Source organism: Massilia sp. 2TAF26, assembly GCF_052115005.1.
GTDB lineage: Bacteria > Pseudomonadota > Gammaproteobacteria > Burkholderiales > Burkholderiaceae_D > Telluria.
Genome location: NZ_JBFRFV010000004.1, coordinates 180,911 through 193,797, shown reverse-complemented (window position 1 = coordinate 193,797; position 12,887 = coordinate 180,911). Strand labels below are relative to the sequence as shown.

Here is a 12,887-nt window from a genome sequence, read left to right as displayed (position 1 = left end):
AGCGCCGCGCGTCAAGCCGGGAGCGCCAGCTCCACCTTCCTGGCCGTGCGCGGGAAGCGCAGGTAATACTGCAGGCCCTTGCCGGGGCTGCTTTCCACCCGCAGCGTCCCGCCCAGCGAACCGGTCACCAGGTTGTAGAGGATGTGGGCGCCCAGGCCGCTGCCGCCGCTGCCGCGCTTGGTCGTGAAGAAGGGATCGAACATCTTGGCCAGCGTATCGGCGTCCATGCCGGCGCCGTCGTCGCCGTAGTCGAAGGCGATCATGTCGTCCTCCTCCATGCGCGCGCGGATCGTGATGTTGCCGGGCTGGTCGCGCTCGAAGCCGTGCACCAGCGAGTTCACCACCATATTGGTGACGATCTGCGACACTGCGCCCGGGAAGCTGTCGACTTCCAGCTCGGGCGGGCAATCGACCTCCACCTTGACCGGCCGCCCTTTCAGCTTGGGCTGCAGCGAGAGCAGGATCTCGCCCACGTACTTGCACAGGTTGAACTTGCGGATATTGTCCGAGGACTGGTCCACCGCCACCTGCTTGAAGCTGCGCACCAGGTTTGCTGCGCGCTGGGTATTCGTGGTCATGATCCGCAGCGACTGGTCGACCACGTCGAAGAAGGCGTTCAGGCTGTCTTCCGTCATCTCGCCGGCCGCCAGCTCTTCCTTGGTGAGCTTGAGTTCCTGCACCAGGTGGCTGGTGGCGGTCACGCAAATGCCCAGCGGGGTGTTGATCTCGTGGGCCACGCCGGCCACCATCTGGCCCAGCGAGGCGAGCTTTTCCTGGCGCACCAGTTCCGTCTGCGCTTCCTGCAGCTGGGTCAGCGCCTGGTTCAGGGCCGCGTTCTGACTTTCCAGGCTTTCCTTGGCCTTGCGGATCGCGCGGTCGGCCTGCATGCGGGCGATCGCCACCGCCACGTGGCTGGCGATGAAGGCCAGCAGGTCGAGCTCGGTCTTGGTATACAGGATGGTCGGGTCGTAGCTCTGCACCACCATCACGCCATAGGCGCGGTCGTGTACCAGCATCGGCGCGCCGATCCAGCTGGCGATATCGGTGCTGCCGAGCGGATTCTGGACCTTGCCGGAGGCGATCAGGCGCGCGAAGCTGCCGGCGTCGTGCAGCTGGGCCTGCTTTGTCTTGAGCACGTACGAACACATGCCGATGCCGAAGGGGAAGCGCTTGCTGGGGGCGTCGCGGTCCTTCTCGTCGACGAAATACGGGATGCTGATCTCGCCGGTGTCCGGATGGGTCAGCGCGATCAGGAAATTCTTCGCCACCATCAGCTCGCCGATGATGCGGTGCAGGCTGGCGGCCAGTTCGTCGGTGTCCAGCGCCGAGGCCGACAGGTCGGCAATCTGGTAGAGCGCATGCTGCACCTGCTCGGCGCGGCGGCGCTCGCCCACCTCACGCGCCAGCGCCGCAGTGCGTTCCTGCACGGCGCGCTCGAGCCGGTCCATGCTCTGCAGGCCCTGCAGGGCATTCGAGACGTGGTTGGCGATCAGGGCAAACAGCGCCTGGTCTTCCTCGCTGTAGGTGTGTTCCGGGAGGTAGCTCTGGATCACGATGGCGCCCAGTACTTCGTGCTGCTGGTCGAGCAGCGGGCAGCCCATCCAGTGCTCGGCAACGCTGCCCGTGCCCCAGGTACTGCCGTTTTCGCGGGCGCGTTCCTCGTCGGCGGTCATCGACAGCGCCTGCTTGTTGAGCATCACCCAGGCGGTCGGCGACTGCTCGGGCGAGGCCAGGCGCACGCGCTCGTCCGGGCTCGGGCCTTCATCGACGGTGTCGACGAAATACACGAAGCGCACGGTACCGTCTTCGCGCTCGGCCAGGGTCACATAGAAGTTTTCCGCATACATGATGCGACCCAGTGCGCGGTGAACGGCGCCGATGAATTCGGTGATGTCGGTGCAGCTGGCGGACAAGTGCCCGATTTCGAGCAGCATGGCCTGCACCGCTTCCAGGCGCGCGAGACGGTTTTCCATCGATCCCCCTAAAACACGAAATAGTGCGTCTGGGAAATATTATCAGCTCGCGCGCCTGCCAGGAGAAAACTGTGGCTTATTTGCGGCGATTTCAGCGCGGGGCGCGGAAATCGTTCTCGACCCAGGCCAGCGCGGAGGCCGGCGACAACTTGAAGCCGGCATCGACCCGCACCTGGGCCACCTGCTCGCCCATCTCGTCGATGGCGGTCAGCAAGGCATAGGGATTGTCCTCGTCCGGCACGATGTCTAGCGTGACCTTCAGCTCGCCGTCCGGGCCGGACACGACGGTGCTCTTGTGCAGCCGGGCGTGCAGCTGCTGCTCGTGGCGGCGCAGCACTTCATACGCGGTCTTGACCAGGGTGTTGAAGGCGTTCACGTCGAGCGGCTTCGGGTTCTTCTTGTCGCGGCCCATGGTCCAGGGCCCGACCAGGGCCGGTTCCGCTTCGCCGTCCTTGTACATCGCGACGGCCCAGCCTTCGTCATCCTCGTTCTTGATGACTCGTGCGGTCCAGCCATTGTCCTGCCACACACGTGCTTCCTGTACCGGTGCGTCGTCGTCGTGGTGATCCGGTGCTTCGTCGTTCATGTCGTTCCTATCCTGCTGCGGGCAAGCGCCCAGAGGCCAGATCATAGGAAATTCCGGCAGCGAGGGCAAGAGACGGCACAGAAACAGGCGAGACGCGCGGGCTGGATGCGCAGGCTACATGCGCAGGTCGGGCCTGCGCGGCGGGACGATGGGCGGCCCCGGTGGCGTACTGCGCGGATCGATCGCCGGATTCGGAATCTGCTTGTTGAATGGCGTGATGATGATGGGCGGAATGGCCGGTGGCGCCGACGGCGGATTCTTGTGGCCACCCCTGTCGAGCCGGGCAAATGGCGCCCAGGTCGGATGGTCCTGGATGTAATGCATAGGATTCCCTCCTGCGACAGAGCAGGCTGTCAGTATAGACCTCATGCTTGACATTGCAAGGCTTGATTCCCGCCAATTTTTCCCACCGTTCGTCGGCCGCCGGAGCACGCCTGGCCCCTGAAAATTGCAGCCTGTCGCATGCCGATGGAGGCGTCCGAACGATACAGATACATTGGAACCATGCCGACACGGACATAGCGCTTCAAAGCCCGAATCTACAACCGAACACCGCGAGGACCATCATGAAAAAGACCGCCGCTTTCGTCATCCTGTTTCTGTTTGCCCTGCTCCTGTGGAATGTGTTCGTCTCCAGCGGCGACATGGTCTTCAACGTCGACGGCGACGAGATCGACGGTCCGCTGGGCGCCCTGCTGGCGATGCTGTTCGCGGGCGGCGGCACGCTGCTGGCCGGCCTGATCATGCTGGTGGTGGGCGCGGTGCTGGCGGTGGTGTTCGCCGGCGTCGGCATCCTGCTGATCGGCGGCCTCGGCATCGGTGCCCTGGTGCTGGCGCTGGCGATCTCGCCGCTGCTGCTGCCCCTGCTGCTGCCGCTGGCCCTGGTCTGGTACCTGGTCAAGCGCTCCAACAAGAACCGCACGATCCGCGAACAGACGGTATAAGCAGTTAGTGCCCAGGATGGGGTGATTCAAGCCGGGGGCTAGAATCACGAGCCCACGCACGTTGACGATCGCGCCTCAGGCGCCGCGGCGGGCCTGGGCGTATTGCGCGTAGCCACGCGCGCGCAGCTCGCAAGCCGGGCACTTGCCGCAGCCGTGGCCCCAGTCGTGCGCGGCGCCGCGCTCTCCCAGGTAGCAGGTGTGGGTGTCGAAGCGGATCAGGTCGACCAGCGCCTCGCCGCCGCACTGCTCGGCCAGTTCCCAGGTCTGCTTCTTGTCGATCCACATCAGCGGGGTCTCGACCTTCAGGCGCGTGGCCATGCCCAGGTTGAGGGCCACCTGCAGCGCCTTCATGGTGTCGTCGCGGCAGTCCGGGTAGCCGGAGAAATCGGTCTCGCACATGCCGCCCACCAGCACGGTGAGGCCGCGGCGGTAGGCGACCGTCGCCGCCACCGTCATGAACAGCAGGTTGCGGCCCGGCACGAAGGTGTTCGGCAAGCCGTTTTCCTGCATCTGGATCGCGACGTTGCTGGTCAGCGCCGTATCCGAAATCTTCGAGATCAGCGACAGGTCGATCATGTGGTCCTCGCCCAGGCGGCGGTCCCATTCCGGCGACAGCGCGCGCATCTTGGCCAGCACAGTCGGCCGCACCGCCAGCTCGATCGCGTGGCGCTGGCCGTAATCGAAACCGATGGTCTCGACCCGTTCATAGCGTTGCAGGGCCCAGGCCAGGCAGGTGGTGGAATCTTGTCCGCCGCTGAACAGGACGAGCGCGGTGTCAGCTTGATGCATATTGATGTTCCTGAAGTAAAGCGTCCGCCGCCGGTTTTGACAATCCGTTAAGATGTGGCCGGCAGACTGGAGAATGGAGAGACATGGTAACCGCACGACCCGACACGATGGAGACACTTGCGCCGGCGCGATCTCGGATTTTGGCACAAATCGTGCTGGTCGTGAACGCGCTGTGTGCCTCCGTGGGCGCTGCAGGCCAGGTTGCAACCCAGGCCCAGGACCCCGTCCCGGCCCCGACCACCGGCAAGGAACAGACCCAGAAGGAACTGCAGGAACAGGAGCGCCAGCCGGCCACGCCGCTGCCGGTCGAGGCGCCCGAACAGCGCTCGGTCCGCTACGAAGTGAAGATCGACGCCCCGCGCAACCTGCGCGAGCTCCTGGAAAGCAACCTCGACCTGATGCGCTGGCGCGGCAACCCGCGGGTCGACCTCGAACAGCTGCAGCGCCTGGTGCGCAACGCCCCCGAGGAAGCGAAAACCCTGGTCGCCACCGAGGGCTATTACACGCCCACGATCTCGAGCGGGCTGGATACCTCGGGCGGCACGCCGGTCGCGCGCGTGATCGTCGATCCGGGCCAGGCGGTGGCGGTGAGCGACGTCGACATCGAGCTGCGCGGCTTCGTGCCTTTCGATAAAACCGAAGCGCCGGTCGACGCTGCCTCCCTGCGCAACCGCTGGACCCTGCCGGTCGGCTCGCGCTTTCGCACCGCCGACTGGGAAGCGGCCAAGCGCGGCATGGTGCGCCAGATCACGCAGTCGCGCTTCCCGCGCGCCCAGCTGATCGACTCCAGCGCCACCGTCGATCCGGACAGCCACAAGGCCCGCCTCAAGGTCGTCATCGACAGCGGACCGGACGTGCATTTCGGCGCCCTCAGGATCGAGGGCCTGAGCCGCTATTCGCCCTCCATCATCAACAACCTGAACCAGATCCATCCGGGCGACGAATACAACGAAGCCGCGCTGCAGGCCCTGCAGGGCCGCCTGCAGGACACCGGCTACTTCAGCAGCGTCGAGGTGAGCCTCGACATGTCCTCGGCCCTGCAGGAACAGGTCAGCGAACTGAACCAGGGACAGGGCGCCAAACCCGAAGCCCCGTCCGCCGCGGTCACGATGCCGGTGCTGGTGCGGGTGTCCGAGAACAAGCGCAAGAACGTGTCGCTCGGCCTCGGCTTCTCGACCAATACCGGGGCCCGGGCCCAGGCCAACTACGACGACCTGAACGTGTTCGGCAAGCGCATGAAGAGCAATGTGCTGTACGAGCAGCTGCACCAGCAGGTGCGCACCGATTTCTTCTGGCCGACCACCTCGAACGGCTACAGCAACAGCGTCGGCGCCGGCTACGACCGCGAGGACGTGCGCGACCAGATCACCCGCACCACCAGCATCCACGCCACCCGCGCCTGGGGCTCGCCGACCCTGGAACGCAGCCTGCGGCTGGAAGCGCTGACCGAGCAGGTCACCATCGACCACCTGCCCACCACGCGCGCGAAAGCCCTGCCGCTGACCTTCTCGATCACCAAGCGCCACCTCGACAGCCTGGTGCTGCCGAACAGCGGCTACATCGTCAACCTGCAGCTGGGCGCGGCGCCGCTGCCGATCCTGACCGACCAGCCCTTCGTGCGCAGCTATGTGCGGGCGATCGGCTACAAGCCGGTCGGCACCTCGGGCACCCTGATCGTGCGCGGCGAGTTCGGCGCGGTCCTCTCCAGGGACAAGGACGGCGTGCCGTCGACCTTCCTGTTCCGCGCCGGCGGCGACCAGTCGGTGCGCGGCTACGGCTACCAGCAGCTGGGCATCCCGGTCGGCAGCGCCATCACGGGCGGCCGCTACCTGTTCACCGCCAGCACCGAATACGACTGGTGGTTCAAGCCGCCCTGGGGCGCGGCCGTGTTCTACGACGTCGGCAATGCCGCCGACAACTTCGCCGACCTGAAGCCGAAGGTCGGCTACGGCGTGGGCGCGCGCTGGCGCAGCCCGGTCGGCCCGATCGCCGTCGACGTCGCCTACGGCAAGGCGGTGCACAAGGTCCGCCTGCACTTCTCACTGGGATTCACCTTCTGATGAGCGAAGCACACACTCCCGACACGCCGGAAGAAAACAAGCCGCGCCGCTGGCCGCGCCGGGTCGCGATCGGCGTGGCCGTCACCGCCGTCGTCATCGGCGGCGTGGTCTGGTACGGCGGCCGCGAGACCACGCTGCAGATGATCGCCCAGCGCGTCGCCAATGCCAGCGGCGGCAAGCTGCTGCTTTCCGGCGTCAGCGGTTCCCTGTACGGCCACATGCACGTCGGCCAGCTGGTGTTCCGCACCGAGACCTCGCTGATGACGATGAACGACATCGACATCGACTGGAAGCCCTGGCAATACCTGTCGCACGGCGTCGAGATCGACAAGCTGTACGCGAAGTCGCTGCGCATGGAAACGCTCAAGCAAAGCACCGAGCCGAGCACGATGCCGACCCGCCTGGCACCGCCCTTCAAGATCGCGGTGGAAGATGCGCGCCTGGCCACGGCGGTGTTCGTGAACAAGGGCGCGGAGACCCGGATCGACGACATCCGCGCCAGCCTGCACGGCGACAAGCAGCAGTGGAAGCTCGACTACGCGAAGGCGAACACGCCCTGGGGCCTGGCCGCCGCCAGCGGCACCATCGCCAACACCCTGCCCTACAAGCTGAATGCGGACGCCAGCCTGAGCCAGGCTCCCGCTTCCCAGTCCACCTCGCAAGCCCAGCCCGGCGCCATCCTGCCGCAGCTGAAGCTGCATGCCGGCGGCGACCTGCAAAAGACCGTCCTCGACGCCAGCGGCCAGGCCGCGCGCGCCCAGGGCACGGCCAAACTGGTCCTGTCGCCCTTCGCCGAGATCCCGCTGCAGGCGTTCACGCTGAATGCGAAGAACATCGATCCGGGCTTCTTCAACCCCTCGCTGCCGACCGCCGACCTGAACCTGGCGGTGGACGCGCGCCTGGACCCGGACCGCAACATCAGCGGTTCCGTGAACCTGACCAACGACGGACCGCAGGGCACCATCGACCAGCAGCGCCTGCCGCTGCGGGCGATGCGCGGCCAGCTGGGCGGCAACCTCTCGTCGATGAAGATCGGCGACGTGCTGCTCGACCTGGGCGGCGCCGGCAGCTTCACCGGCAGCGGCAGCGTCGAACGCGGTCCGGACGAGAAGGGCATCGGCACCGCGCAGTTCGCGCTGCACACCGACCGCATCGACCTCAGGCAGATCCACGGCAGCATGAAGAAGACCGCCATCGCCGGCAACCTGAAGGTGGCGAACAGCCAGGACACGCAGACCCTGGACGTCAACCTGTCCGACGCCGGCTTGCGCCTGGTGGCCGAAGCCGCCCTTGCCAACAATGTGCTGACCGTGCGCGACGCCCGCCTGGCCGCCGGCACCGGCAGCGTGCGCGTGACGGGCAGCGCCAGCCTGACGGACAAGAAGCCGTTCAAGGCGAACGTCGTCGCCAGCCGGCTCGACCCGGCGGCCTTCGGCGACTTCCCGAAGGCCGACATCAATGCCGAGATCAACGCCTCGGGGGCGCTGGCCCCGCAATGGCAGGTCGCGGCCGACTTCGCGCTGCGCCCGAGCCGCCTGTTCGACCAGCCGCTGTCCGGCAAGGGCAAGCTGGATGCCGACGGCGGCGTGCCGGGCGGCGTCCACGTGCACGACGTGAATGCCAACCTGGCGCTGGGCCAGAACACGGTCGACCTGCGCGGTGCCTTCGGCAAGCCGGGCGAGAAGCTGGCCTGGCGCGTGGACGGCCGCCAGCTGGCGGCCATCCGCAAGGACCTGTACGGCGCGCTGGTGGCGAACGGCGTCGTCAGCGGCACCATGGATGCGCCGCGCACCAGCTTCGACGTCGACGCCCGCAGCCTGGGCTGGGTGGCGCAGCAGCGCAAGCTCGACAACGGCGCCCTGCACGCCAGCGGCGAAGCCTGGCTGTCCGGCGCCAAGGATGCGAAGGTGGTCGAGGTCAAGGCCAGCGGCTCGATGCAGAAGCTGAACCCGGCCGCCTTCGGCTCGCCCTTCGCCGGCAGCATCAACGGCAATTTCGACGCCAGCGGCCGCACCGGCGCGAACATGGGCGGCTCGGTCAACCTCACCCTGCAGCAATCGACCTTGTCGAATTCGCCGCTGTGGGGCTATGCGAAGCTCACGGCCGACAAACGCCACGTCTCGAACGCCGACGTCGACCTGCACCTGGGCGCCAACGTGGTGGCCGCGCGCGGAGCTTTCGGCAGCGGCCGCGACACCCTGCAATGGCGCATCGATGCGCCCCAGCTGGCCGCCCTCGGCCCCGACTTCGGCGGCGTGCTGCGCGGCTCGGGCACCCTGTCCGGCACCATGGACACGCCTTCGCTGACCGCCTCGCTGGACGGCCAGAACCTGCGCATGAAGGCCCAGAACCTGACGTCGCTGCATGCCACCGCGAACCTCGGTTCCGGTCGCGGCGCGGCCGACCCGCTGGCGCTCGACGTGCAGATCGCCGGTTACGCCGGCGGCGCGCCGGGCAGCGAAACGCGCATCGCCACGGCCCGCCTGCAATCGACCGGCACCCGCGGCGCCCACACGATTTCGGCGGCGGCGCGCGGCGATGCCTTCGACGCCAACCTCGCCATCAGCGGCGGCTATACCACGAATGGGCAACTGAGCGCCTGGGCCGGCACCCTGAACACGCTGCAGAACCGCGGCCGCTACGCGCTCGCGCTGGCGGCGCCGGCCCCGCTGCGCATCGCCGGCGCGCCGGGTTCGGGCGTCAAGGGACTCGCCAGCCCCGAGCAGATCAGCGTCAACGATGCCACGATCCGCCTGCCGGCCGGTTCGGTCACGATCCAGTCGCTGGTCAAGAACGGCCCGCGCTGGACCAGCCGCGGCAGCGCCACCGGGGTCCCGGTCGGCTACCTGGCCCAGGCGTCCGACGCGATCCGCGAGAACCTGCGCGGCGACATGACGCTCGGCGCCGACTGGGCGCTCGACATGCGCGCGCCCGCCGGCAGCGGCGCCGCGCCGGCGCTGGACGGCAGCCTGCACGTGTTCCGCGAGAAGGGCGACCTGATCGCCGGCGACGTCGCCCCGGTGGTGCTGGGCCTGCGCCAGCTCGACCTGCGCGCCGACGTCAACGGCGGCGCCCTGCGCGCCCAGCTGGCGGTCGACGGCAGCCGGATCGGCACCGCCAAGGTCGACGCCACCGCGCAGATGATCCACGGCCGTCTCGACAACGACAGCCCGCTGCGCCTGACCGCCAGCGCCAACCTGGGCTCGCTGGCCTGGGTCTCGCCGCTGATCGGCCAGCCGGGCCTGGAAGTGGACGGCGCCCTGAACCTGGCCGTCACCGGCACAGGCACGGTCGGCGCGCCGACCCTGAACGGCACCGTGAACGGCGACCGCCTCGCGGTGCGCTGGCCGGACCAGGGCGTCCGCCTGCGCAATGGCCAGCTGCGCGCGGTGCTGGCCGGCGACAGCCTGCAGCTGCAGCGCTTCGCCTTCGAAGGCAACAGCGGCCGCGCCACCATCGACGGCAACGTGCGCTTTGCCGGCAGCGAAACCGCCATGAACCTCAAGCTGGTGGCCGACAAGCTCGAAGCGCTGTCGCGCCCGGACCGCACCGTGATCGTCAGCGGCCAGGCCAGCGTGGTGCGCGACGCGCGCCGCTTCGCGGTCGAGGGCAGCTTCAAGGCCGACCGCGCGCTGGTGGAGTTCGCGCCGCAGGACCGCCCGACCCTGTCCGACGACGTGATCGTGCTCGGCCGCGCCAATGCCAAGGAAGGAGCGGCGAAGAAGGCAGCGGCGGTGCCGCTGACGATCGACCTGACGGCCGACCTGGGCGACGACTTCCACCTGCGCGGCATGGGCGCCGACGCCTACCTGGCCGGCAGCGTCCACGTGCGCAAGGTCGGCGACGGCGCACCGCGCATCAACGGCACCGTGCGCACCGTGAGCGGCACCTATGCCGCCTACGGCCAGCGCCTGTCGATCGAGCGCGGCGTCGCCACCTTCAGCGGTCCCTACGACAACCCGTCGATCGACGTGCTGGCCGTGCGCAAGCGTCCGGATGGCGAGCAGCTCAGCGAGACCAATGTCGAAGCCGGCGTGCAGGTGCGCGGCACGGCGCTGTCGCCGACGGCCAAGCTGGTGTCGACGCCGAACGTGTCCGACAGCGACAAGCTGTCCTGGCTGGTGCTGGGCCACGGCATGGAGGGCACGACCGGCAACGAAGCCGATGTGCTGAGCGCGGCGGCCGGCGCCCTGCTGGGCGGCAAAGGCGGCACCGGCGGCATCCAGAGCAAGCTGGCGAACGCGCTGGGCGTCGACGAATTCGGCGTGCGCCAGGGCGCGGGCCAGGATACCGGCCTGGCGAACACCGTGGTCACGGTCGGCAAGCGCATCTCTTCCCGCCTCTACCTGAGCTTCGAACAGGGCGCCGCCACCGCCACCAGCGTGGTGCGCCTGCGCTACAAGCTCACCCCGCGCATCACGCTGGCGCTGCAGACCGGCACCAACACGGCGCTGGACGTGCTCTACTCCTGGGCGTTCGACTAACGACAAGCCGGGGTCAGGGCCGCAGCAGCAACGCGCCCGTGGTCCTGCCCTCTTCCAGCATCCGGTGCGCGTCGGCCGCCTGCGCCAGCGGCAGTTCGGCGCCGATGCGTACTTGCAGGCCGTCGGCCAGGCGCGCCAGGGTCGCGTCGGCGCCTTCGCGGTACAGCGCCGGATCGCGCATCAGGCGCATCACGCCGGGTCGCGAGAACGAGATGGCGCGCGGGTTGCCGATCTGCATCAAATCGACCGGTCCGGGCATGCCGCCGGCCTGGCCGATGCTGGCCGCCATGCCGTAGGGCCGCACCGCATCGAAGCTGCGCAGCAGGGTCGGCCCGCCGATGCCGTCGATCGCGAAGTCGACGCCGCGCCCGCCGGTGAACTCGCGCGCGGCGGCGACGAAATCCTCTTCCCGGTACAGCACCGCGCAGTCGAGACCATGGGCCAGCGCCAGCTCGGCCTTGGCGCGGCTGCCCACGGTACCGATCACGCGCGCACCGAGCGCCTTCGCCCATTGCACCAGCACCAGGCCGAGGCCGCCGGCGGCCGCATGCACCAGCACCGTGTCGCCGGCCTGCAGCGGACGCACGTGATGGAACAGCATATGCGCCGTGATCCCCCGCAGCAGTGCGCCGGCCACCGCCTCGGTCGGCACCGCGTCCGGCAGCACCACCGCGTAGTCGGCGGGCAGGTTGCGCACTGCCGCGTAGGCACCCGGCCGGCCGGCGTAGGCGATGCGCTGGCCGGGATGCATCCCGCTTACGCCCGTGCCCACTGCCTCGACGATGCCCACGCCCTCGACCCCGATGGTGGCCGGCAGCGCCGGCAGCGGATAGACACCGTTGCGGTGGTAGACGTCCAGGAAATTCACCCCGACCGCCAGATGGCGGATCCGGATCTCTCCCGCGGCGGGCGGCGCCAGCGCCAGCTGTTCCACCCGCAGCTCCTCGGGTCCGCCCTGGCGGCGGATGACGACATGTTCGATCAAGGTTTCCATTCCATGCTCCTGTTGAAAAGACGAGCACATGGTAGATTGATTGAAATTCGACCGAAATCCCAAAAAATCGCCACTTATTGTGCAAAAATTCACCGATGACCTCGAGATGACAAAGCCCAGCCCGCTCGACTGGGACGACATCCGCTACTTCGTCGAACTGGCGCGCCAGGGCGGCCTGAGCGCGGCGGCGCGGGCGCTGGCGGTCGAGCATTCGACGGTGTCGCGCCGCATCGGCATGCTCGAAGCCCGGATCGGCCTGCGCCTGTTCGACCGCCTGCCGAAGCGCTGGATCCTGACCGCGGAGGGCGAGCACCTGCTGGCGTATGCGCGCCGCGTCGAGGACGAGGCGCTGTCCTTCGCACGCGCCGGAACCGGCGCCGGCACCCTGCGCGGCGTCGTCAAGGTGTCGGCGCCGCCGGCGCTCGCCAGTACCCTGCTGGTGCCGCGGCTGGCGGCCCTGCGGTCGCGCTGGCCGGCGATCGCGATCGAGATCGTCGCCGAGGTGCGCCAGGCCAACCTGTACCGGCGCGAAGCCGACCTCGCATTGCGCCTGTCGCGTCCCGAGGAACCTGGCCTGGCCGGACGCCCGCTGGCGCAGATGGGATACGGCCTCTATGCCACCCCCGACTGGTTCGCGCGCCCGCAAGCGGAATGGGAATTCGTCGGCTACGGCGAGGCGATGAAGACCTCGCCGCAGCAGAAATGGCTGGACAGATTCGGCGCCGGCCGCCCGTACGCCTTCTGGTCGAACAATGCCCAATCCATGCTGGCGGCCTGCCGCGCCGGCCTGGGCGTGGGCCTGCTGCCGCACTTCCTCGGCCGCAGCGACAGCCTGCTGGCGGTGCACCCGGACCACGCCCAGGTGCTGAGCCGGCCGATCTGGCTGGTGGTGCATCCCGACGTGCGCCGCTCGCCGCGCGTGACCCTGGTGGCGGAACTGCTGGCCGAACTGCTGGCGCAGGCCGGGCCGGTCCTGGCGTGATCCCGATGTGCGTTACTCGCACCGTTACTCGCACGCGACCGGCCCCGAGTGCATTTGCTAGAATGGATCGACATG

General features: G+C 68.4%; 9 protein-coding genes. 4 read left to right on the top strand and 5 right to left on the bottom strand.

What is annotated here, in order from left to right:
• Positions 1-11 precede the first annotated feature (11 nt).
• From AB4Z32_RS06040 to AB4Z32_RS06030, 3 genes are all read right to left on the bottom strand, one after another.
• Complete coding sequence (locus AB4Z32_RS06040) at positions 12-1,973, bottom strand: GAF domain-containing sensor histidine kinase (RefSeq protein ID WP_441935017.1); 1,962 nt, start codon at positions 1,971-1,973, stop codon at positions 12-14.
• Positions 1,974-2,064: 91 nt separating this feature from the next.
• Entirely contained in the window at positions 2,065-2,559 is a 495-nt protein-coding gene (locus AB4Z32_RS06035; protein WP_441935016.1) for a hypothetical protein, read from the bottom strand.
• A 114-nt stretch (positions 2,560-2,673) separates the two neighbouring features.
• Positions 2,674-2,883, bottom strand: a complete 210-nt coding sequence (locus tag AB4Z32_RS06030; RefSeq protein WP_441935015.1) for a hypothetical protein — start codon at positions 2,881-2,883, stop codon at positions 2,674-2,676.
• 242 nt (positions 2,884-3,125) lie between these two features.
• Between AB4Z32_RS06030 and AB4Z32_RS06025 the strand changes: the two genes are divergently transcribed.
• Positions 3,126-3,503: a hypothetical protein gene (locus AB4Z32_RS06025; protein ID WP_441935014.1), complete on the top strand. Its 378-nt coding sequence runs from the start codon at positions 3,126-3,128 to the stop codon at positions 3,501-3,503.
• 75 nt (positions 3,504-3,578) lie between these two features.
• On the opposite strand, the gene queC is transcribed toward AB4Z32_RS06025, so the two are convergent.
• Positions 3,579-4,292, bottom strand: a complete 714-nt coding sequence (gene queC, locus AB4Z32_RS06020; protein ID WP_441935013.1) for a 7-cyano-7-deazaguanine synthase QueC — start codon at positions 4,290-4,292, stop codon at positions 3,579-3,581.
• A gap of 152 nt (positions 4,293-4,444) precedes the next feature.
• Here queC and AB4Z32_RS06015 point away from each other — a divergent pair, with 152 nt between their 5' ends.
• Together AB4Z32_RS06015 and AB4Z32_RS06010 are read left to right on the top strand one after the other, a co-directional pair.
• Complete coding sequence (locus AB4Z32_RS06015; protein WP_441935012.1) at positions 4,445-6,352, top strand: autotransporter assembly complex protein TamA; 1,908 nt, start codon at positions 4,445-4,447, stop codon at positions 6,350-6,352.
• Positions 6,352-10,836 (top strand): translocation/assembly module TamB domain-containing protein, encoded by a 4,485-nt coding sequence (locus tag AB4Z32_RS06010; RefSeq protein ID WP_441935011.1) that lies wholly within the window; start codon positions 6,352-6,354, stop codon positions 10,834-10,836. Before AB4Z32_RS06015 ends, AB4Z32_RS06010 begins: the two co-directional genes overlap by 1 nt.
• 13 nt (positions 10,837-10,849) lie before the next feature.
• On the opposite strand, the gene AB4Z32_RS06005 is transcribed toward AB4Z32_RS06010, so the two are convergent.
• On the bottom strand, positions 10,850-11,830 hold the full coding sequence (locus AB4Z32_RS06005; RefSeq protein ID WP_441935010.1) for a quinone oxidoreductase family protein: 981 nt from the start codon (positions 11,828-11,830) through the stop codon (positions 10,850-10,852).
• Positions 11,831-11,936: 106 nt separating this feature from the next.
• On the opposite strand from AB4Z32_RS06005, the gene AB4Z32_RS06000 reads away from it, so the two are divergent.
• Positions 11,937-12,812 carry a LysR family transcriptional regulator gene (locus tag AB4Z32_RS06000; protein WP_441935009.1) on the top strand — a complete coding sequence of 292 codons (876 nt, stop codon included), beginning with the start codon at positions 11,937-11,939 and terminating at the stop codon, positions 12,810-12,812.
• Positions 12,813-12,887: the final 75 nt, after the last annotated feature.